Annotated in this window: 20 protein-coding genes and 1 other RNA gene; 11 read left to right on the top strand and 10 right to left on the bottom strand. The window is 59.9% G+C overall.

Annotation, left to right across the window (positions count from 1 at the left end):
- Positions 1-42: 42 nt before the first annotated feature.
- A complete protein-coding gene (gene grpE / locus ACMTA2_RS05135; RefSeq protein WP_060739227.1) occupies positions 43-609 on the bottom strand; it encodes a nucleotide exchange factor GrpE in 567 nt (188 codons plus the stop codon).
- 243 nt (positions 610-852) lie between these two features.
- On the opposite strand from grpE, the gene recN reads away from it, so the two are divergent.
- Positions 853-2,526 (top strand): DNA repair protein RecN, encoded by a 1,674-nt coding sequence (gene recN / locus ACMTA2_RS05130; RefSeq protein WP_413793993.1) that lies wholly within the window; start codon positions 853-855, stop codon positions 2,524-2,526.
- Between the two features lie 75 nt (positions 2,527-2,601).
- Here the strand turns inward: recN and fur are convergent, their stop codons facing one another.
- Positions 2,602-3,006: a ferric iron uptake transcriptional regulator gene (gene fur, locus ACMTA2_RS05125; protein ID WP_003197684.1), complete on the bottom strand. Its 405-nt coding sequence runs from the start codon at positions 3,004-3,006 to the stop codon at positions 2,602-2,604.
- Positions 3,007-3,103: 97 nt separating this feature from the next.
- Between fur and bamE the strand changes: the two genes are divergently transcribed.
- Positions 3,104-3,631: an outer membrane protein assembly factor BamE domain-containing protein gene (gene bamE, locus ACMTA2_RS05120; RefSeq protein ID WP_413793992.1), complete on the top strand. Its 528-nt coding sequence runs from the start codon at positions 3,104-3,106 to the stop codon at positions 3,629-3,631.
- Between the two features lie 35 nt (positions 3,632-3,666).
- On the opposite strand, the gene ACMTA2_RS05115 is transcribed toward bamE, so the two are convergent.
- The 3 genes from ACMTA2_RS05115 to ACMTA2_RS05105 are packed head-to-tail and all read right to left on the bottom strand — an operon-like array spanning position 3,667 to position 5,844.
- On the bottom strand, positions 3,667-3,993 hold the full coding sequence (locus ACMTA2_RS05115) for an RnfH family protein (RefSeq protein ID WP_413793991.1): 327 nt from the start codon (positions 3,991-3,993) through the stop codon (positions 3,667-3,669).
- Complete coding sequence (locus tag ACMTA2_RS05110; RefSeq protein WP_060739231.1) at positions 3,990-4,433, bottom strand: type II toxin-antitoxin system RatA family toxin; 444 nt, start codon at positions 4,431-4,433, stop codon at positions 3,990-3,992. The genes ACMTA2_RS05115 and ACMTA2_RS05110 overlap by 4 nt, the downstream gene beginning before the upstream one ends.
- A gap of 7 nt (positions 4,434-4,440) precedes the next feature.
- The gene (locus tag ACMTA2_RS05105) at positions 4,441-5,844 is read right to left on the bottom strand and encodes a sodium-dependent transporter (protein ID WP_413793990.1); all 1,404 of its coding nucleotides are present in this window, start codon (positions 5,842-5,844) and stop codon (positions 4,441-4,443) included.
- A 118-nt stretch (positions 5,845-5,962) separates the two neighbouring features.
- Here ACMTA2_RS05105 and smpB point away from each other — a divergent pair, with 118 nt between their 5' ends.
- A complete protein-coding gene (smpB, locus tag ACMTA2_RS05100) occupies positions 5,963-6,445 on the top strand; it encodes an SsrA-binding protein SmpB (RefSeq protein ID WP_042730880.1) in 483 nt (160 codons plus the stop codon).
- 243 nt (positions 6,446-6,688) lie between these two features.
- Here smpB and ACMTA2_RS05095 read toward each other — a convergent pair whose 3' ends face one another.
- A complete protein-coding gene (locus ACMTA2_RS05095) occupies positions 6,689-7,456 on the bottom strand; it encodes an FCD domain-containing protein (protein ID WP_413793989.1) in 768 nt (255 codons plus the stop codon).
- Positions 7,457-7,719: 263 nt separating this feature from the next.
- On the opposite strand from ACMTA2_RS05095, the gene ACMTA2_RS05090 reads away from it, so the two are divergent.
- The 8 genes from ACMTA2_RS05090 (at position 7,720) to ACMTA2_RS05055 (ending at position 17,705) form a co-directional block, all read left to right on the top strand.
- The gene (locus tag ACMTA2_RS05090) at positions 7,720-9,414 is read left to right on the top strand and encodes a lactate permease LctP family transporter (RefSeq protein ID WP_413793988.1); all 1,695 of its coding nucleotides are present in this window, start codon (positions 7,720-7,722) and stop codon (positions 9,412-9,414) included.
- 149 nt (positions 9,415-9,563) lie between these two features.
- Complete coding sequence (locus tag ACMTA2_RS05085) at positions 9,564-10,388, top strand: (Fe-S)-binding protein (RefSeq protein WP_413793987.1); 825 nt, start codon at positions 9,564-9,566, stop codon at positions 10,386-10,388.
- The gene (locus ACMTA2_RS05080) at positions 10,385-11,854 is read left to right on the top strand and encodes a LutB/LldF family L-lactate oxidation iron-sulfur protein (protein WP_413793986.1); all 1,470 of its coding nucleotides are present in this window, start codon (positions 10,385-10,387) and stop codon (positions 11,852-11,854) included. Before ACMTA2_RS05085 ends, ACMTA2_RS05080 begins: the two co-directional genes overlap by 4 nt.
- Positions 11,851-12,522, top strand: coding sequence for a LutC/YkgG family protein (locus ACMTA2_RS05075; protein WP_413793985.1), 672 nt, complete (start codon positions 11,851-11,853; stop codon positions 12,520-12,522). The genes ACMTA2_RS05080 and ACMTA2_RS05075 overlap by 4 nt, the downstream gene beginning before the upstream one ends.
- Complete coding sequence (locus tag ACMTA2_RS05070; RefSeq protein ID WP_413793984.1) at positions 12,519-15,386, top strand: FAD-binding and (Fe-S)-binding domain-containing protein; 2,868 nt, start codon at positions 12,519-12,521, stop codon at positions 15,384-15,386. Before ACMTA2_RS05075 ends, ACMTA2_RS05070 begins: the two co-directional genes overlap by 4 nt.
- 96 nt (positions 15,387-15,482) lie before the next feature.
- Positions 15,483-15,770 (top strand): PA2433 domain-containing protein, encoded by a 288-nt coding sequence (locus ACMTA2_RS05065; protein ID WP_413793983.1) that lies wholly within the window; start codon positions 15,483-15,485, stop codon positions 15,768-15,770.
- A 96-nt stretch (positions 15,771-15,866) separates the two neighbouring features.
- Positions 15,867-16,263, top strand: a transfer-messenger RNA (tmRNA) gene (ssrA, locus tag ACMTA2_RS05060).
- Positions 16,264-16,448: 185 nt separating this feature from the next.
- On the top strand, positions 16,449-17,705 hold the full coding sequence (locus ACMTA2_RS05055; RefSeq protein ID WP_413793982.1) for an integrase domain-containing protein: 1,257 nt from the start codon (positions 16,449-16,451) through the stop codon (positions 17,703-17,705).
- A gap of 146 nt (positions 17,706-17,851) precedes the next feature.
- On the opposite strand, the gene ACMTA2_RS05050 is transcribed toward ACMTA2_RS05055, so the two are convergent.
- Genes ACMTA2_RS05050 through ACMTA2_RS05035 form a run of 4 tightly spaced genes read right to left on the bottom strand, consistent with a single transcriptional unit; the run spans position 17,852 to position 20,828 of the window.
- Positions 17,852-18,121, bottom strand: a complete 270-nt coding sequence (locus ACMTA2_RS05050) for a hypothetical protein (RefSeq protein ID WP_413793981.1) — start codon at positions 18,119-18,121, stop codon at positions 17,852-17,854.
- Positions 18,118-19,098, bottom strand: coding sequence for an integrase domain-containing protein (locus tag ACMTA2_RS05045; protein WP_413793980.1), 981 nt, complete (start codon positions 19,096-19,098; stop codon positions 18,118-18,120). Before ACMTA2_RS05045 ends, ACMTA2_RS05050 begins: the two co-directional genes overlap by 4 nt.
- Positions 19,082-19,435 carry a hypothetical protein gene (locus ACMTA2_RS05040; protein WP_099268129.1) on the bottom strand — a complete coding sequence of 118 codons (354 nt, stop codon included), beginning with the start codon at positions 19,433-19,435 and terminating at the stop codon, positions 19,082-19,084. The genes ACMTA2_RS05045 and ACMTA2_RS05040 overlap by 17 nt, the downstream gene beginning before the upstream one ends.
- Positions 19,428-20,828 (bottom strand): YfjI family protein, encoded by a 1,401-nt coding sequence (locus ACMTA2_RS05035; protein WP_413793979.1) that lies wholly within the window; start codon positions 20,826-20,828, stop codon positions 19,428-19,430. Before ACMTA2_RS05035 ends, ACMTA2_RS05040 begins: the two co-directional genes overlap by 8 nt.
- Positions 20,829-21,833: the final 1,005 nt, after the last annotated feature.

The following is a 21,833-nucleotide window of genomic DNA, read 5'->3' as shown; positions in this document are numbered from 1 at the left end:
ACTTAAACGCTTGACTTATAGATGGGGCCGCTACGCCCGATTTCAAGCCTGCTCGTCAATAGAAGGCGAAACCGGTGCCGGCGCCTTGCTGACCACGACCATGGCCGGGCGCAGCAGGCGGCCGTTGAGCAGGTAGCCTTTCTGGAAAACCTTCAGGACGCTGTTTGGCTCGACGTCCGCACTTTCCTGCATCGCCATGGCCTGGTGATGCTCGGCGTTGAAGGGTTCGCCATGGGGATCAAGGGCTTCGAGCTGATAACGCTTGAGGGTGTCCTGGAACATTTTCAGGGTCAGTTCGATGCCTTCGCGCATCGGACGGATGTTCTCGTCGTCCGGATTGGACAGCTCCAGGCCGCGCTCCAGGCTGTCGATGATCGGCAGCAGGTCGCCAGCGAAACGCTCCAAGGCGAATTTGTGGGCCTTTTCTACATCTTGCTCGGCGCGACGGCGGACATTCTGCAGGTCGGCGGCTACACGCAACGCCTGATCCTGCGCACCGGCCAGTTGCTCCTCGAGCACTTGTACACGTGCCGCCAGGTCTTCACCCGAATCCTGGGAGGCCTGATTGGCGTCTAGATTTTGCGTGTCCTGCGTCTGTTCGTCAGCCATAGAGATTTCTCCTTTCAACTTCGTCCGCGAGCTCGACTCGCGCTTCTGCCCCGGTATATGGGGCCGGGTTTTCCAGCTTCAAGGGCCCTGCGACGAATTAACCTTACAAAAAACAGCTGCATAGTCATTCCTCGCCGCACTAAGAAAATTATTTTTCCAAGCAAATCGAGCTAAGCGCGGGCATTGTCAGGCCGAAACAAAACACTGTATAAATAACCAGACCTAAAGCCTGGGAGCGGCCTTATGCTGGTGCACCTGTCCGTACACAATTACGCCATCGTCGAACATCTCGACCTCGAACTCGATCGAGGCATGAGCGTGATCACCGGTGAAACCGGCGCGGGCAAGTCGATCATGCTCGACGCCCTGGGCCTGACCCTGGGCGACCGCGCCGACAGCGGCGTGGTGCGCCCCGGCGCGGACAAGGCCGACATCCTGGCGACGTTCGACCTGGTCGACATCCCAGAGGCCAGCGCCTGGCTGGCCGAACGCGACCTGGACACCGACGGCCTGTGCATCCTGCGCCGGGTGATCACCGCCGAAGGCCGCTCCCGAGGCTACATCAACGGCACCCCCTGCCCCCTGGGCGACCTCAAGGCCCTCGGCGAACTGCTGATCGACATCCACAGCCAGCACGAACACCAATCCCTGCTCAAGACCGACACCCATCGGCGCCTGCTGGATGAATACGCCGGCGCCACCGACCTGGCCCGACAGGTCCAACTGGCCGCCCAACGCTGGCGCCAGACCCGCCAGGAGCTGGATCGCCTCTCCAACTCCGGCGACGAACAGCGTGCCCGCCACCAGCTATTGAGCTACCAGCTCGAAGAACTGGAGAACCTGGCCCTGGGCGAAAACGAACTGGAAGAACTGGAGCAGGAACACAAGAACCTGACCAACGCCGAAACCCTGCTGGGCATCTGCCGACAGGTGGTCGAGCAATGCAGCGAGAGCGATTCAGGCAATGTACTCAACGCCCTGACAGCGAGCCTGAACCGGCTCTCCAGCGTGAACAATTCGGTGGGAGCCCTGAATGAAGCGACCAATCTGCTGACAAGCGCGCAGATCCAGGTGGAGGAAGCCGTTGGGGAGCTGAACCGCTTCCTCGATCATTTCGATGCCGATCCGGCGCGCCTGCAATACCTGGAAGAGCGCCTGGACACCATCTATACGCTGGCGCGCAAACATCGCATCCAGCCCACCGATGTTGCCGAACTCCAGCAGAGACTGCTGGAAGAACTGGAAACCCTGAACGCCAACGATGAATCCATCGAGCGCCTGGGGGACGAACTGGCTTCTTATGCTCGTCATTATCAGGAGCGGGCCAAGGAACTCAGCGAACTGCGAGGCCAGGCCGCGACAGGACTGGCCAGCGCCGTTGAGCAGGAAATCCAGCGCCTGGGCATGCCGGGTGGACGCTTCACCATCGAATTGCGCCCCAACACGGGTGACGAACTCCAACCCAACGGCCTGGAACAGGTGGAGTTGCTGGTCAGCGCCAACCCCGGGCAACCACTCAAGGGCCTGGCCAAAGTCGCTTCCGGCGGTGAGCTGTCGCGAATCAGCCTGGCCATCCAGGTCATCACCGCGCAGACGTCCCGCGTGCCGACGCTGGTATTCGACGAAGTGGACGTGGGCATCGGTGGTCCCACCGCAGAAATTGTCGGCCAGCTACTGCGCAGACTCGGCGAACGCGGCCAGGTGCTGACCGTGACCCACCTGCCTCAGGTCGCCGCCCAGGGACACCAGCATCTATTTGTGCACAAGGTGCGCGGCGAGGACGCCACTCGCACGGCCGTGTCCAAGCTCAACAAAAATGAGCGGGTGGAAGAGGTGGCGCGGATGCTCGGTGGCATCGACCTCACCAAGGAGTCCCTGGCCCACGCGAAAAAAATGGTCGTTACCGCGAAAAGCTGAGAATGGCAGAAAGCACGAAGGCGACCCTGGGGTCGCCTTCGTTCGTTTCGCGAACCTTAAGTCCGCACGACATGCTTACTTTTTCTTGCGCACGTACAACACAAGATTGTGATCAACCATCTCGAAGCCATACTTGTCGACGATCGCTTTCTGCAGCCGCTCGATTTCTTCGTCGAAGAATTCGATGACTTCACTGGTCTCGACGTTGACCATATGGTCGTGATGCTTGCCGTCGTCCAGCTCGAAGACCGCATGGCCTCCGTCGAAGTTGTGTCGCACCACAAGGCCAGCTGCCTCGAACTGAGTCAGAACACGGTAAACCGTGGCCAGACCGACGTCCTCACCAGCCTCCATAAGCGCCTTGTAGACATCCTCGGCACTCATGTGGCGTTGCTCGGCGGAATCGAGCATTTGTAGAATCTTGACCCGTGGCAGGGTCACTTTGAGGCCGGCTTTGCGTAGTTCGCTATTTTCAACCATGGTCAGCTTTCTCGCGATGCTGCTTCGCAGCTTCTCTTAATGCGGGTATGATCGGCGTTTACGTTGTCCCAGCCAAGATAGTGGAAGTCGCCCACCGATGCAAAACACCAAGCTCTTGCTAACCAGTTTCACCTTTGTGGGACTGCTCGCACTCGCCGGTTGTTCATTCCCCGGGGTTTACAAAATCGACATCCAGCAGGGCAATGTCGTCACGCAGGACATGATAGACCAGTTACGCCCGGGAATGACCCGCCGGCAAGTACGGTTTATCATGGGCAACCCTCTGCTGACCGACACGTTCCATGCCGATCGCTGGGATTATCTGTACAGCTTGCAGCCAGGCGGCGGTGAGCGCCAACAGGAACGCATCAGCGTTATCTTCAACACCAACGACCAACTCGTCAGCCTCTCGGGTGATTTCATGCCCGGCGTGAGCCGCGACGAGGCCATCATGGGCACAGACAGCGGCACCACCGTGACCGATCCGACCCAGAATGCCGAACAGCCGAAACCGGAAAAACCGGTCAAGCCAGGCTCGTTGCTGGACCAGATCCAGAAGGACGTGGACAACGTCGAGACCGTACCGGTCCCGACGCCAGAACCACTGGACACCTCGCCGCAATAAATTGCGACATGAAAAAACCCGGCATGCCGGGTTTTTTATTGCCTGTTATTCAAGCCAGGTGATTGCTCCGATTGGCGCGCCTGGGCAGCCTTGGCCGCGCGCAGGCGACGAATTTCCTTCGGATCGGCCAACAGCGGGCGATAAATCTCCAGCCGGTCAGCCGCCTGCACCACCTGATGCTCTGGATCGGCAACCACCTTGCCAAAAATACCGACCGGGCAAGCCGCCAGATCCAGCTCCGGAAATGCATCGGCAATCCCCGACGCCACCAGCGCCGCGCGAACACTGGTGCCTTCCTGCACCACGCACCTGCGCAAGACCTGACGGTCCACGGAGGCATACACCACTTCTATCTCAATCAACGCTTGAGCTCTGCATTCTGCTTGGCCCGCTGGCAGAACGCGTCGACCAGGGTATTGGCCGCCTGATTGAACAGCGGCCCCAACGTGGCTCGCACCAGTGGACCGGCGTAGTCGAACGACAGGTCCAGGCTGATCTTGCAGGCCTTTTCGCCCAGCGGCTTGAACACCCAGACGCCGTGGAGCTGATTGAAGGGCCCCTCTTCCAGGTTCATCTCGATGGACTGTCCCGGCACCAGCGTATTACGCGTGACAAAGCGCTGGCTCAAGCCACTCTTGGCAATATTGAGGCTGGCGCGCATCTGGGTTTCGGAGCTTTCCAGCACCTCGGCGGAGGAGCACCACGGCAAGAACTCCGGGTAACTCGCCACATCGTTGACTAGGTCATACAGCGCCTGCGCCGGGTAAGGCAGCAAGGCCGAGCGTTGAATATGTGTCGTCATGTAAGCGTCACTTCCACAGCTGGGCGGCAAACACTACGAGAATGCCGATGGGCGCCACGTAGCGCATCAAGAACAGGCTCAAGGCAAACAATACCGGGCTGCGCAGCGACAATTCATCACGCACCGCTTCACGCCCCATGACCCATCCTGCAAACACCACGAAACACAAACCACCCACCGGCAGCATGATCCGTGATGTGAAGAAATCGATCACGCCGAAGAAATCCAGCCCTCCGGTTGCTCCCCACTGGTAGAGATGAAACAGCCCGCCTTCGTTCACGAAAAACTTCGCCTGCTTCCATATATTGAAGGAAAACACCGTACCCAGGCCGACAAACCAACAGGTGAACGCCAACCAGAAGGTTACCCAGGCGCGGCTGATGCGGGTCCGCTCAACCAGGTAGGCCACCATGGGCTCCAACAGGGAAATGGCGGAACTCCAGGCCGCGATGGCCACCAGGAGGAAAAACACCACGCCCATCACCTGGCCGAAAGCCATGCTGCCGAAGGCAAAGGGCAGGCTGACAAACATCAAGCCCGGTCCTTCGCTGGGGTTCAGGCCGGCCGCAAACACAATCGGAAACAATGCCACACCCGCCAGCAGCGACACGAAGGTGTCCAGCAAGGCGACGCCAAAGACGGTTCGGGTCAGCGAGGCGTTCTTGGGCATATAGGCGCCGTAGACCATGATCGAACCGACCCCGACACTCAGGGAGAAGAACGCATGCCCCATGGCCGGCAGCAGGCCGTCCAGGACTTTCTCCGGCTTGAAGTCGAACATGAAATGCACGCCTTCCATGAAATGCCCGGTGGTCATGCTGTAGGCCAGCAGCACCAGGATCATCACGAACAGCAACGGCATCATGATCCGCAGGCTGCGCTCCAGCCCGGCCACCACGCCCCGGGCAATCACCACCGCCGAGAGGACGATGAAGATCGTGTGCCAGAGGGTCAGCCTCCAAGGGTCGGCGATCACATTGCCGAAGTAGGCGCCCACCTGATCTGGCGTGGTCCCTTGGAAATCCCCACGCCCCATGTCGATGATGTAGTCCAGGGACCAGCCACCGACCACGCTATAGAAAGACAGGATCAACAGCGCCGTGATCATCCCGGCGAAGGCGCCCCACGACCACTTGGTCGAATGTCCCGCCTCTACCGCCAGTACCTTCAGGGCATTGGCCGGGCTTTGCCGGGCCCGACGCCCGATCAGGGTTTCGGCCAGCATCACCGGTGCACCGATCAGCGCGATGCACGCCAGGAACATCAGTACGAAGGCGCCGCCACCGTAGACGCCGACCATGTACGGAAACTTCCAGATGCTACCCAGCCCCACGGCAGAACCGGTCGCCGCGAATATGAAGACCCAGCGGCTAGCCCAACTGCCGTGGACAGAAACCTTGTCTGTCGACATCGTGATCACGCCCAAGCGTTCAAAAAAGAGGCCGCATTGTCCGGGATTCACTCAACGTGCTCAAGCACGCAGCTTCACCGTAGCCGACACGCCCGCAACTGCCTATAATGCCGCCCCTATGGCTAAACAGAAGAAACACCCCACAGGGACCATCGCGCAAAATAAAAAGGCGCGACACGATTACTTCATCGAACAACGTTTCGAGGCTGGCATGGTCCTGGCCGGCTGGGAAGTAAAGAGCCTGCGTGCCGGCAAGGCGCAGCTGGTCGACAGCTACGTGCTGCTCAAGGACGGCGAGGCCTGGCTGCTGGGCAGCCACATCACCCCGCTGACCACGGCGAGCACCCACGTGATTGCCGACCCGGTACGCTCGCGCAAGCTGCTGCTCAACAAGCGCGAGCTGGAAAAGCTCTTCGCCTCCGTGCAACAGAAGGGCTACACCTGCGTCTGCACGTCGTTGTACTGGAGCAAGCACCTGATCAAGTGCGAAATTGCCCTGGGCAAGGGCAAGAAGGAATACGACAAGCGCGATACCGAGCGTGAACGCGACGCCGGCCGCGAGCTGCAGCGCGCGGTGCGCAACAAGGGCAAGGAAGACTGATTCTTTCTCCTTGAGACCGCTATCGCGAGCAAGCTCGCTCCCACACCAGATCCCGGCAATGCACAGACCCTGTGCTCACTGAAGATCCAATGTGGGAGCGAGCTTGCTCGCGATGGCGTCGATACATTCGGCATTGATGTATCAGACGGACCGCTTTCGCGAGCAAGCTCGCTCCCACACCAGCTCCCGGCAACACACAGACCCTGTATTCACTGAAGATCCACTGTGGGAGCACAGGCACTATCACTTGCCTTTACGGCGCTCCGCCCGCGCCACCCGCTGCACCTCCTGACGCACCTCTTCCAGGACTTCCTGCACATACAGAATATGCCGGCTGGAAACTTCCCGCGCCTGCTCGGCGTGCCCGTCCATAATGGCCTGGTACAGCTCCCGATGCTGGCTGATCAGCATGTCGCGGGTTTCACTGCGCTGCTTGTACATGCCGCCGATGTTGGTCACCACGTTGCGCTTGAGCAGGTCGAACAAGCCGCGAATCGTGTGCAGCAACACCGCGTTATGACTGGCCTCGGCGATCGCCAGGTGAAACCGGGCATCCGCCGCGCCCTCCTCCGCCCGGCTCACCTCGTCGTGGCGCGAGTAACAATCCTGCAGCTCGTCGAAGGCCGCTGTCAGCCGCTCGCGGTCCACATCCGTGGCCCGTAATGCCGCGTAATAGGCACAAGATGCTTCCAGGGTGTGACGGAACTCCAACAAATCGCGCTGGGCTTCGGGATTGCTTTCCAGAAGCTGCAGCAGCGGATCGCTGAACGTCGAGCCCAGCGACTCCACCACATAGTTGCCGCCGCCCTGGCGACTGATCAACAAGCCTTTGGCCGTCAGCTTCTGGATCGCTTCTCGCAACGAAGGGCGTGACACGCCGAACTGCTCGGCCAGGGTCCGCTCGGCGGGCAGCCGCTCACCAGACTTCAGCGTGCCCTCAAGGATCATGCCTTCAAGTCGCTCGACAATATCGTCAGACAAACGGCGCTGACGAATCTGATCAAACCCCATAACTCAATTCTCCACGAACCCGACGGCTCGCCGGGCTCTCTATTCTGGCCTATCCGGGTCGTGTCTACACCCACCAAAAGCCGTTAGCTGCAACGGATCAGATGCCCTCCCCACCGCTTATTCGACGAAAGTTTCAGGGCGGCAAATTGACACACGACAACCAAGGCTTTTACCCTAGCCAACAGCGCTTGTAAATTGGTCTTACCAATTAACCAAATCCGCTGACCAGTGCCTGACCAACAACAATTAGGGGCCCACCCACTATGCAAACCTGGCAACAGCTCTACAGCCCACTCGGCAGCCTCGGCTTGTCCGCACTCGCGGCCGTCATTCCCATCGTATTTTTCTTCCTGGCCCTGGCGGTGTTTCGCCTCAAGGGACATGTGGCCGGCAGCATCACCTTGGCCCTGGCGATTGCCGTGGCCATCTTCGCGTTCAACATGCCTGCCGACATGGCCTTCGCCGCCGCCGGCTATGGCTTTGCCTATGGCCTGTGGCCCATCGCCTGGATCATCGTCGCCGCGGTGTTTCTCTACAAACTGACCGTCAAGAGCGGCCAGTTCGAAGTGATTCGCAGCTCGGTGCTGTCGATTACCGATGACCAACGCCTGCAAGTCCTGTTGATCGGCTTCTGCTTTGGCGCATTCCTGGAAGGCGCCGCCGGCTTCGGTGCACCCGTGGCCATTACCGCCGCCCTGTTGGTCGGCCTGGGCTTCAACCCCCTCTACGCCGCGGGCCTGTGCCTGATCGCCAACACCGCCCCCGTGGCATTCGGCGCGCTGGGCATCCCGATCATCGTGGCCGGCCAGGTCACCGGGATCGACGCGTTCAAGATCGGTGCCATGACCGGTCGCCAGTTGCCTTTGCTGTCGCTGTTCGTGCCGTTCTGGCTGGTGTTCATGATGGACGGCCTGCGCGGCGTGCGGGAAACCTGGCCAGCTGCACTGGTCGCGGGCCTGAGCTTCGCCATCACCCAGTACTTCACCTCCAACTTCATCGGCCCGGAGCTGCCGGACATCACCTCCGCCCTGGCCAGCCTGATTTCCCTGACACTGTTCCTGAAAGTCTGGCAACCCAAGCGCGCCGCGGGCGCCCAGATTGCCGGCGCGACGTCCAGCGCAACGGTCACCGCCAGCGCCGGCGGTTTCGGCCAGCCGCGCAGCACCGTGGCTTCGCCCTACAGCCTGGGGGAAATCATCAAGGCCTGGTCGCCATTCCTGATCCTGACCGTGCTGGTGACGATCTGGACCCTCAAGCCGTTCAAGGCCATGTTCGCCGCAGGTGGCTCGATGTACGGCTGGGTGTTCAACTTCGCCATCCCGCACCTGGACCAGATGGTGATCAAGGTCGCGCCCATCGTGATCAACCCCACTGCCATTCCGGCCGTGTTCAAGCTCGATCCGATTTCCGCCACCGGCACGGCGATTTTCTTCTCCGCACTGATCTCCATGCTGGTGCTGAAGATCAACATCAAAACTGGTCTTACCACTTTTAAAGAGACACTTTTCGAGCTGCGCTGGCCGATCCTGTCCATCGGCATGGTGCTGGCCTTCGCTTTCGTCACCAACTACTCAGGCATGTCGTCGACCATGGCCCTGGTGCTGGCCGGCACGGGCGCGGCGTTCCCGTTCTTCTCGCCGTTCCTGGGTTGGCTGGGCGTGTTCCTGACCGGTTCCGATACGTCGTCCAACGCCCTGTTCAGCTCGCTGCAAGCCACCACCGCGCACCAGATCGGCGTCAACGACACCCTGCTCGTCGCGGCCAACACCAGCGGCGGCGTGACCGGCAAGATGATTTCGCCACAATCGATCGCGGTGGCCTGCGCGGCGACCGGGCTGGTGGGCAAGGAATCGGATCTGTTCCGTTTCACCCTCAAACACAGCCTATTCTTTGCAACGATTGTCGGCCTGATTACGTTGGCCCAGGCCTACTGGTTTACCGGCATGCTGGTTCATTAAGTCCTACACGCAAGACTGGAAAAACGACGCCGAGCCGTGATTCGGCGTCTGCTATTCACAACCGGGTCTGCAAGGCTGCTGAAAGATTTCCTGGCTATATTCAGCAGCCTCAGCGGACGGATAACCGGGACCACCCGGAGACACGCCTGATGAGCGAGCTTTTTTACAACGCCGTACCGAACGCGACCCGTGTCGCCCCGCCCTTGCCCGAGCCTCGGCAGTACCCCAGCGAGAAACCCCGCCGGGTCTACCTGTTCGGCACGTGCGTGGTGGACCTGTTCTATCCCGAAGCCGGGATGGATGCGATTCATCTGCTGGAACGCGAAGGGATCCGGGTGGACTACCCCCAAGGGCAAAGTTGCTGCGGGCAACCGGCCTACACCTCGGGGTATACCGAGCAGGCGCGGACGGTGGCCCGGGCGCAACTGGCCCTGTTTGCCGAAGACTATCCGGTGGTGGTGCCTTCGGGGTCCTGCGCCGGCATGCTGCGCGAGCATTACGCCGACCTGTTCAAGGACGAGCCGGAGACCCTCAAGCAGGTCCAGGCCCTGGCGGCCCGGACGTACGAACTGGCCGAATTCCTGCTGTTCGTCTGCAAGGTGCAGTTGAACGATAGCGGCGAACCAGTGAAAGTCGCGCTGCACACGTCCTGCTCGGCACGGCGTGAAATGAACACCCACCTGCACGGCCGTGCGTTATTGGCGCAGCTACGCAATGTGGAGCGAGTTGAACACAGCCACGAAAGTGAATGCTGTGGTTTTGGTGGGACGTTCAGCGTTCGCATGCCGGACATTTCCGGCGCGATGGTGGCTGACAAGACCCGCGCCCTGAAGGAATCCGGCGCGCATCAGGTCGTCAGCGCCGACTGCGGTTGCTTGATGAACATCAACGGCGCGCTGGAAAAACAGCAGGAGGCGTTACGCGGCCAACACCTGGCGAGCTTCCTCTGGCAGCGAACCGGAGGTGCCGCATGAGCACACCGACGCTGATTCCGACCGTTGAAGTACCGATTGAGGCGCAGGAAGATTTTCGCGCCCGAGCCCACAAGGCCCTGGACGACACGCAACTGCGAAACAACTTTCGCAGCGCGATGGATTCACTGATGACCAAGCGGGCAACGTCCTTCAGCGATGCCCACGAAAGAGAACACCTGCGGGTGCTGGGCAATGCCGTCCGCGCCCGTGCGTTATCCAAGCTGCCCGACCTGCTCGAGCAACTTGAAAGCAACCTGACCCGCAACGGTGTGAACGTGCACTGGGCGGAAACGGTGGACGAAGCCAACGGCATCGTCCTCTCGATCATCCGCGCTCACGAGGCGCGGCAAGTGATCAAGGGCAAATCGATGGTCAGCGAAGAGATGGAGATGAACCATTTCCTCGAGGCTCGGGACATTGAATGTCTCGAGTCCGACATGGGGGAATACATCGTCCAGCTCGACCACGAGAAGCCTTCACACATCATTATGCCGGCGATCCACAAGAATGCCGGTCAGGTCGCGTCCTTGTTCCACGACAAACTCGGCGTGGAGTACACCAAGGACGTTGACCAACTCATTCAGATCGGTCGCAAGGTATTGCGGCAGAAATTCTTCGAGGCCGACGTCGGCGTCTCCGGCGTCAACTTCGCCGTCGCTGAAACCGGCACGCTGCTGCTGGTGGAAAACGAAGGCAACGGACGAATGTCCACCACCGTGCCGCCGGTGCACATTGCCGTGACCGGCATTGAGAAAGTCGTCGAGAACCTGCGCGACGTGGTGCCGCTGCTGTCGCTGCTGACCCGCTCGGCCCTCGGCCAGCCCATCACCACCTACGTCAACATGATCTCCGGCCCGCGCAAGCCCGAGGAATTGGACGGCCCCCAGGAAGTCCACCTGGTCCTGCTCGACAACGGTCGCAGCCAGGCGTTTGCCGACAGCGAACTGCGCCAGACGCTGAACTGCATTCGCTGCGGCGCCTGTATGAATCATTGCCCGGTCTATACCCGAATCGGCGGTCATGCCTACGGCGAGGTTTACCCGGGACCTATCGGAAAAATCATCACGCCGCACATGGTCGGCCTGGCCAAAGTGCCGGACCATCCGAGCGCCTCTTCGCTGTGCGGTGCCTGCGGTGAAGTGTGTCCGGTGAAGATTCCGATCCCGGCTTTGCTGCGGCGGTTGCGGGAAGAAAACGTCAAGGCGCCGGACAGCCCTAACCCGGTAATGCGCGGCCAAGGCAGCAAGTATTCGCCCAAGGAACGGTTCATCTGGAATGCCTGGGCCTGGCTCAACAGCTCGCCGCGGCTGTACCGGCTATTTGGGTTGCTCGCCACGCGACTGCGTGCCCTGACACCCAAAAATGTCGGCCCCTGGACCCAGAACCACAGCGCCCCCAAACCCGCCGCCCGCTCATTGCATGACCTGGCCCGCGAACACCTGAACCAACAGGGAGACCGCCAATGAGCGCCAAGGACAATATCCTCGCCAAGCTGCGTAAAAGCCTGACCGGCGCCACGCCTGTTGCCGACAACTTCGACGTCGAGCTAGTGACGCAGACCTACCGCTATGCGCCCGAGGAACGCATCCCGCAACTGCGCAAGCTGATGGAAGCGGTGCACACCGAAATCCACCTGACGTCCAACGAAGGCTGGCCGGCCCTGCTCGCCCAACTGTTGCGCGACCGTCAATTGCCGAGTCTGCTCATCGCCCCGACCACCGCGCACGGGCAAAAAATCACACAGTTCTGGGCGAACAATCCGGACCTGCCAACCCTCAAGGCCTACGACCGCCCGGTAGAAGAGTGGAAAGCCGAGTTGTTCAACGACACCCCCGCCAGCCTCACCGGGACCCTCGGCGCCATCGCCGCCACCGGCAGCCTGATTCTCTGGCCAACCCGGGAAGAACCGCGGCTGATGAGCCTGGTGCCACCGGTGCATTTCGCCCTGCTCAAGGCCAGCGAGATCCGTGACAACTTCTATGAAGTGCAGCAGGAGTTCGAGTGGGCCCAAGGCATGCCCACCAACGCCCTGCTGGTATCGGGCCCGTCGAAAACCGCCGACATCGAACAAGTCCTGGCCTACGGCGCCCACGGTCCGAAGGATCTGGTGGTCTTGATTCTGGAGGACCAATGACCCTTCCGGCCTCTTTCCTACACGACGTTCAACAACTGATCCCGCAGAAACGCCGTTTCGACGATCCGCTGTCGACCTTGGCCTTCGGCACTGACGCCAGTTTCTATCGGCTGATTCCGAAACTGGTGGTACGCGTCGAATCCGAAGATGAAGTGATTGCCTTGCTGAAACTGGCCCAGCGCGACCAGGTGCCCGTCACCTTCCGCGCCGCCGGCACCAGCCTGTCCGGCCAAGCCATCAGCGACTCGGTGCTGATTGTGCTCGGGGATAACTGGAACGGGCGCGAGATTCGCGACCAGGGCACGCAGATCCGTTTGCAGCCCGGCGTGATTGGCGCCCAGGCCAACGCCTGGCTGGCGCCGTTCGGGCGCAAGATCGGCCCTGATCCGGCGTCGATCAACGCCTGCAAGATCGGCGGCATCGTTGCCAACAACGCCAGCGGCATGTGCTGCGGCACCGCGCAGAACACCTATCACACCCTGGCCGGCATCCGCCTGGTGCTGGCCGATGGCACGCGCCTGGACACCGAAGACGACAGCAGCGTGGCTGCTTTTCGTACGAGCCATGGCGAACTGCTGGAACGCCTCGCGACTCTGGGCCGCGAGACCCGCGCCAACACTGAACTGGCTGCGCGAATTCGGCATAAATATCGTCTGAAAAATACCACCGGCCTGTCACTCAATGCCTTGGTGGATTTTGACGAGCCTGTGGATATCCTGAGCCACCTGCTGGTCGGCTCCGAAGGCACTCTCGGCTTCATCAGCGCGGTGACCTACAACACCGTCATCGACCACCCGAACAAAGCCTCGGCGCTGATCGTGTTCCCGGACGTGGAAACCTGCTGCAACGCCGTCACCGTGCTGAAAAGCCAGCCAGTCTCGGCCGTGGAGCTGCTGGACCGCCGCAGCCTGCGCTCGGTGCAGGACAAACCGGGCATGCCGGATTTCGTACAGCATCTGTCGATTAATGCCTGCGCCTTGCTCATCGAATCCCGCGCCGCTTCCTCGTCTTTACTGCAAGAACAACTGGCCCGGATCATGGCCTCCCTGGCCGGCTTCCCGGTGGAAAAACAGGTCGACTTTACCGAAGACCCACGGGAAAACGCCCGGCTCTGGGCGATCCGCAAAGACACCTTCCCGGCCGTGGGCGCGGTCCGCAAGACCGGCACCACAGTGATCATCGAAGACGTAACCTTTCCGGTGGAGCAACTGGCCATCGGCGTGAACCGCCTGATCGAGCTGTTCGACAAACATCACTACGACGAAGCGATCCTTTTCGGACACGCGCTGGAAGGCAATCTGCACTTCGTCTTCACCCAAGGCTTCAACAGCGCCGAAGAAGTCGCACGCTACCAGGCATTCATGGATGACGTGGCGCACCTGGTGGCAGTGGAATTCGGCGGCTCGCTGAAAGCCGAACACGGCACCGGACGCAACATGGCGCCGTTCGTCGAGCTGGAATGGGGCAGCGACGCCTATCAGTTGATGTGGCAGCTCAAACGCCTGCTCGATCCCAACGGCATCCTCAACCCGGACGTGGTGCTCAGCGAAGACCCGCAAATCCACCTCAAGCACCTCAAACCGCTGCCGGCCGCCGATGAGATCGTGGACAAGTGCATCGAGTGCGGTTTTTGCGAGCCGGTGTGCCCGTCCAAGGACCTGACCTTGAGCCCGCGCCAGCGCATCGTGATCTGGCGCGACATTCAAGCGAAAAAACGCGCCGGCACGGACACCACCGAACTGGAACGTGCCTACCAATACCAAGGCATCGATACCTGCGCCGCCACGGGCCTGTGTGCACAACGTTGCCCGGTAGGCATCAATACCGGTGAGCTGGTGAAAAAACTGCGCAGCCGTGACGCAACGAAGACGAAAACTGCCAACTGGATTGAAGGAAATTTCGCCACCACATTGCAAGGCGCACGCTTCGCCCTGCATGTCGCCAACGGTGCGCGCATGCTGCTGGGGGCGCCCCGCCTGGCGAAACTGTCGGCCTCGTTGACGCGACTGTCCAAAGGCCAGGTGCCGCAGTGGACCAGCGCCATGCCCCAACCGGAAAAAGCCATCCGCGTCAGCATCGCCGTGTCGGACGAACGTCCGAGGGTGGTGTACCTGGCGGCGTGCGTGTCACGGGTCATGGGCCCGACGGTGGCGGACAAAGAGCAAATGTCGCTGTACGACAAGACCCGCGGCCTGCTGGAAAAAGCCGGTTATCAGGTGGTCTTTCCAGACAACGTGGAAAGCCTCTGCTGCGGCCAACCCTTTGCTTCCAAAGGCTACGCCGAACAAGCCGAGCATAAGCGCCAGGAACTGATCGGCGCCTTGCTGCACGCCAGTCGCGGCGGGCTCGACCCTATCTACTGCGACACCAGCCCCTGCACGTTGCGGTTGGTCCAGGACCTTGGCGAAACACGTTTGGACCTGTACGACCCGGTGCGCTTCATCCGTACCCATTTGATGGACCGTCTCGACTTTTTCCCCCAGGAGGCGCCCATCGCCGTGCACATCACGTGCAGCACGCAGCACCTCGGCGAAAGCCAGGCGCTGATAGACCTGGCGCGCCAGTGCAGCAAGCAGGTGGTGATTCCGGAAGGCATCCATTGCTGTGGTTTCGCCGGCGACAAGGGCTTTACCACCCCCGAACTCAACGCCCACTCACTCCGAACCCTCAAGGACGCGGTTCAATATTGCACGGAGGGCATTTCCACCAGCCGCACGTGTGAGATCGGTCTGACGCGTCACGGGGAAATCGACTACCACGGATTGGTGTACCTGGTGGACCGCGTCACCCAACCCAAACCCGCCAAGGGCGAGGGCCTCGCGGGGGGACTCGAAGAAAAATCGAATTCCTGCGCTTCGCTGTAGTCACTTGAATAGGCCCGGCTGTGCTGGGCCACCCATCGACTCGGCCCGGCCGCGACTGTCCAGCGGCACCGAGACCCTACGTTCAAGGAGATACACATGAAGCGCACCGCACTTGCTGGCTTGTTCATTTCCGCTGCGATGTTGGCCTCTCCGGTGTTCGCAGAGAGCCAGGCAGACCTTTGCCAGATCAATCTGCAGAAAATCAAGGATGCGAAAGTCAGCACCGAGCAGATGAGCGAAAGCATGAAAACCGATATCGACGCCACCGTCGGGCAGGCCACGGCCGAGCATGCCAAAGGCACCGAGGAAGGCGACAAGAACTGCATTTCGCTGACCACCCAAGCTCTTCAGAAGCTGCAGAACAACGTCAAGGGTGACCAATAACATCGCGCCTGGCCAACCTTCGGGTTGGCCTCAGACGTGGATTGGCGTACACTGCACATGCCTGCCGCTCCAACAGACTCACGGAGTGACAGGTTCGGGGCCGTTTAGGATTCGACGCCGGTTGCGAAACTTTAGGTGCATGCCGAGTTGGTAACAGAACTCGTAAATCCACTGTTGCAACTTCTATAGTTGCCAATGACGAAACCTACGGCCAGGAATTCGCTATCGCTGCGTAAGCAGCCTTAGATCCTGAGCTTCTGGTACCTTCGGGTCCAGCAATCATTAGGGGATGTCTGTAAACCCAAAGTGATTGTCATATAGAACAGAATCGCCGTGCAGTACGTTGTGGACGAAGCGGCTAAAACTTACACAACTCGCCCAAAGCACCCTGCCCGTCGGGTCGCTGAGGGTTAACTTAATAGACACGGCTACGCATGTAGTACCGACAGCGGAGTACTGGCGGACGGGGGTTCAAATCCCCCCGGCTCCACCACTTCAACATCTAAAGACGTCCACGGACGTCTTTTTTTGTGCCTGAAATCCAGTAAATACAGGGCTTCAGCTCTTTTGGGGGCTTTGGAGGATTTCTGAGTTCCAGGCGCTTTGGTATCCCAGGTGGTATCCCGGACTACCAAATGCTATTTTCAGGATACCAAAACGGTGCTGGAGGTAGCCCCCATGCCTACTAACGCAACCCGCCTCTCCGATCGCCAGCTCAAGGCAGTCAAGGCAACTGGTAAAGACTTCGTCCTCAGCGACGGCGATGGCTTGCAGCTTCGAGTACGCGCGAGCGGCTCGATGATGTGGAATTTCAATTACCGCGAGCCGTTGACCAGAAGCCGTATCAACATGGCGCTTGGTCCATACCCCGACCTCTCGTTAGCCAACGCCCGGAAGAAAGCCGCAGAGGCGCGTGAGTTGCTCGCTTTGGGCACTGATCCCAAAACCCAGCGTGATGAGGTAAGGCAAGCCAAACTTGCTGAGACTGAACACACTTTCGAGAAGGTGGCCACTGCCTGGTTCGAGCTGAAGAAAGACTCCGTAACCAAAGCCTACGCCGAAGACATTTGGAGATCGCTGACGCTTCATGTTTTCCCAAGCATGAAAACAACGCCGCTCTCTCAAATCACTGCTCCGATGGTTATCAAAATCCTTCGCCCAATCGAGGCCAAAGGGAGCCTCGAAACCGTGAAACGATTGAGCCAACGACTCAACGAGATCATGACCTACGGGGTCAACTCCGGGCTAATATTTGCGAACCCCCTCAATGGAATTCGGGCGGTGTTCAAGAAACCCAAGAAAGAGAACATGGCTGCGCTACCACCTGAGGAGCTTCCCGAGCTCATGATGGAAATCGCGAACGCCAGCATCAAGCGCACGACCCGCTGCCTGATCGAATGGCAGTTGCACACGATGACCCGCCCTGCCGAAGCAGCTACCACACGATGGGCAGATATCGACTTCGACAAGCGCATTTGGACCATTCCGCCAGAGCGCATGAAAAAGCGTCGGCCGCACACAATTCCGCTGACCGAACATGCACTCTCGTTATTGGAGACGCTTAAGCCCCATAGCGGCCACAGGGAATATGTGTTCCCGTCAGATAGAAATCCGCGCACCCACGCGAATAGCCAGACAGCCAACATGGCATTGAAACGAATGGGCTTTCAGGACCGCTTAGTCAGCCACGGCATGCGCTCCATGGCCAGCACAATTCTGAATGAGCATGGGTGGGATCCGGAGCTAATCGAAGTCGCGCTGGCGCATGTCGATAAAGACGAAGTTCGAAGCGCCTACAACCGGGCGGATTACATCGAACGCCGGCGTCCGATGATGGCCTGGTGGAGTGAACATATCCAGAAGGCAGCCACCGGCAGCCTGTCGGCATCCGCCATCAATCAAACCAGGGACCGTAACGTCGTGCCGATACGCTGAGCAGGCAACAATTCGTGCCATGCAGCAGGGCGACTGAAGTGGCGACTGTCGCTAAATCAGCCGCATGCCTGCGCTTCTTCGGCCAAGCCCCTAAGTATGGGAAGGCTCCGCATTCCCATACTTAGGGGCTCACGCTTAAAGATCTATCAGACAACCACGAGTTGCGCCTTTCTGCGGCGGATCAGCCCTGCTGTTAACTCATAGTAATAGATGGTCGATGGTGCTGAGCAACGCAGGTAGTGCTCTAAAAACCATCTGGTGTGCTTTTCCTTCCAGGACCAAGGGGTCGCACAACTCCAGCGCTCACGAATCGCCTCGTGCATCCTTTCTGCCTGCCTGATATGCCGCTGCCGCGTGGCATGCGCACCTTTGAGCACGGGGCTCAGAAACAACGCCATATCGAACTCGGACTTCATCGACGACCTCCGATGTAGGCACTCACCACGTCGATGCGGTTATGCCCCAACTCGTGGCTGATCTGCTGACGTGCACGCTGATCGAGTGCTCGATCCTCTCGTTGACCAAGACCGCCATTGATGGGCGCGGAGAAGCCGGTCAGTTGTTCATAGCGCTCACAGGCGTAAGCCGCCCGCAGTTCATGAAAGCCTTTCAATCCATGCTCATGCATGATGTCCCGCGCCGGTCGTACGATTGTCTGTAAGAAATCTTTGTAGCTTTCATCAGGTGTTAACAGATTCCGACTGCCCTTGGGTGAGGCCTCGCTGGCCCTGTCGAGGGCGCCACGAACTTGATCCGTGACCGCAATCCAACGCGGTGCCGATGCGCCTGATCGACCGCCTTTGGTGCCGTCCTGGATATTGATCTTGCCCAGTTGCCGAGCCTCAAGTTGCAGCCGGTGCAAGTCCGCCAAGATCGCTTCACGCAGGCGCATGCCGGTCTCCCGAGCGAGGAGCACGATGGCACTCACCCTCAGTTGCTGTCGCTCTGACAGCGCTTGCGCAATCAGCCTGACCTGCACACGGTCTTGGCCTTGTGGCGCCTCAGTACGCACGCTTGAGCGCTGCAAGCCAAGCGCCTTGCTCGGACTCGGAATTTTGACGTATTGATCACCGCGCAGCGCAGCCATCGTTCGGTTCAAGCTGGACAGTCGGTTCTGCGCGGTGGCGATGCCGACGTTGCCCTGATCAACCTGCTCCCGCACGTGGACGGCGTACCGCACTAGGACTTCGCGGTCGATCTGTCGCGCATCATTGAGCCTCGGCCCTTCCTCGGATAGACACCAACGCACGAAGGCCTGCCAGCGATCACTATGGGCTTTGACGGTAGCAAAATGGCCGTCGCCAAACAGGTCTTTCAGTGCTTGCGGTCCGGCATAGCTGAGCTGGCGGCCGAAGCCGAAATTGCGCCCTGCTCGCTTACCGACCCGAGCCATTTTTCTGTTCCTGATCGACTGCCGCGAGATCATGCAAAAGGGCTCGCCAGTGCGCACTTACAATCGCGAACTGAGCCCAATCAGTCGGGCGAAAACACAGCGTGTTGTCGGTGACGTAAAGATGCGCACCCTCCTCTTTCAACCATTGAATAATGGCTGTCGTAGAGGCGATAGCTTTATGGGTGGTGGCGACACTGGCGACAGCGGCGACAACCCTCGTCCTGCTTGGTTTTGAGCGTGGCGACAAAGTGGCGACAGTAGCGGCGACAAATCGCGCTTTGGGCTCCTTTTGACGCTGAGCCAGATGGTTGCGCAGCGCTTCATCAAGATTAAACATGGCGCACCTCGAAGGTGTGGCCGTCGGTGATCAGCCACTGATGATCAAGCAACTCGACCAGAAGCTTGGTGGCATGGCGACTGCTCTTACGGGCAAAGCGGGGACCGTTGCGATTAAGGTCTCGAATACTGAAGCGCTTCCAATCTTTGACCTGCAGCCAGCGCAACAACCGGTCCGCCTCTTCCTTGACTCGACACACTGGCTCCTGCTCAGTCAGGCGCTGGATCTCGGTGAGGTAGTAGCCGACTAAAGCGGAGGCCCGTTGGATATGGTCGACCTCCACGACGCTGCTCTCCTCCACAACTGCAAGAATGCCGGCGATGCGCAGCAGGTTATCGGCGGCCTTTGATCCGCTGGGCCGTACGCTGGCCAGCTCGCCAAACTCCCCCAGCTGAGCTTCGATAGCATCATGCAAATCAATCCAGCGACGACGCGCCAGCGGACTGAGGCTCAGCTTTGACAGCTGCAAGGCTCCGTCAGCGGACAGTGACCAAGGCTGATAAAACAGAGCCGAAAGGCGGTGATGATAGCGCTTGAGGGCGGCGTCTTTGGACAAGTCGACAGCCTGGTAGCTACGTTGCCCGGCTAGACTGGTGGGCCAGGTCATCAAGCAGCGCCCTAGAATGCCTTGCCCCTGCAGCAACGGGTCACTGAGTAACTGCATGGCCAAATACGGTTGCAGCATCAGGTGCAGGCTCAGGCGTCGGTCATAGGCTCTTAGGCTTTCGCCTGCCATAGAGCGAGCACGATCAATCGGGCTACCGTCCCAGAGTGACGACAAGGTCGTGATCGCTTTCAAACGGTTGTCCCGACTCATGGTGCTGCTGCCAAGGAATTGTCCGCCCTCGTCACAGAACAGCCCCATGCTCGGCAAGTCATGGCAGAGCCCCTTGATCAGGGCCTCGATCGTCGGGTCTGTGGTGATCAGCCGAGGGGCCGAAGGCTCCGCTTCGAGCGGTACGCTGTTTGTGGGGGCGGGATCGGCAGGATTGATACTCTGCGCTTGTCGCTGTGCGGCACGGTACCGAAAGAGCTGCTCACGATAGTGTTGCCACTGTTCACGCTCCCATTGGCGCGCTGGCAGCAGTGCGGATCGGTCTGCCGCGGTCTTGCGATCACCGGACGCAGCCACCGTGATCAGGTACAACGACAGGGGATAATGTCTCCCGTCGAGTTGTAAGCCCGCATGACCTTGAGTGGCCAGGGCCGAGGCGGCCAACACCGATTGCGCGGCCAGTGCTTGGGGCACGCCGATGACCTCGGCCATGCGCTCAACCGCAGGCCCAAGAATCCCACCCAGTGCCTGCACCGGATAAGGCTGGGGCACGGGGTTCGACTCAATCAACGGTCGAGGTGGTCGTGGTAGTTCAAGCTTCGGATCTAACGGCTGCATGGGCCCTCTCCTCGATCATTGCTGGTTGTCCTCACGTAGTCCCGCCACGGCTGTTGAGTGTTATCAGGGATCAAGGCCCCTGCGGCCTGTGAGGTGTTCACTGACGCGGAACGAACGGCTCCTTACAACCGGGAGCAAGGGCATAAACCCATGAATCTGGCCTCCTTAGACGCATCCGAAGATGCGGGCGGGTGGAGGCTGTGCCGACTGACGAGTTCGGCACCTGGAGATCATGGGTGGGAGAAGGCAAAGATCCAGACACCCTGGGGCATGCCTGACTGTCAGTCAGGTGCAGCCTTTCCATTGGCTGCGGCACCGGTGCCTGTGTCGTTGCGGATGGCGATGAATCGGATTTGTCAGGCCGATTGTCACGAGGAGAGTTGCGCCAATGCCCTGTACGACGTGGCTTGCAGCAGTGCTACGAGCGCCCGTCTCTTTCCAGGAGAAAGAGACGGGCGCGGTCTGGCGCAGCGAGGAGTGCCAAGAGGTGGGATTGCTGCAATGCAGCGAGGTAAATCCATCGTCTGCCGCAGTGGGCAGATTAGTTGAGTAGGCATCCATCACTTCTGGGGAGTGACCGTGCGAGCCGCCGGACGCTAATCGCACTTGGGGAAGAACCACCACGCGAGTGGAGTAGCCTTCAAGGTTCTGGCTACCTGGGCTGGTGCTGTCAACGACAGCGATCCGTGCGCCAATTTTTATACACACTCAAAAAGGCGGTCAAGCGTAACGGCCAATGCGGTCAGAAAGTGGCGACTGTCGCCACTTTTGTCGCCATGCCCCAGGCCACGTTCTACGTGGGTTGTCGCCGGCGTCGCCGCTGTCGCCACCTAGATTCGCGCCCAACAAAAAGATCCGCACATACACGGAATGGCGCTACGTTCGATAGAAATCGCGGGGAATCACTGACTGGTGAAAGCAGGCGTGGTGTTAATTAAATTTGAGCATAGGAGGGTGGAACGCCGCGGCTTCAAGAAAAAGCGAGTGAACCCTCCGATCGGCGCG

Origin of the sequence: Pseudomonas medicaginis, from assembly GCF_965119365.1 — a bacterium.
Classification (GTDB): domain Bacteria; phylum Pseudomonadota; class Gammaproteobacteria; order Pseudomonadales; family Pseudomonadaceae; genus Aquipseudomonas.
This window is presented reverse-complemented; position numbering and strand designations above follow the sequence as displayed.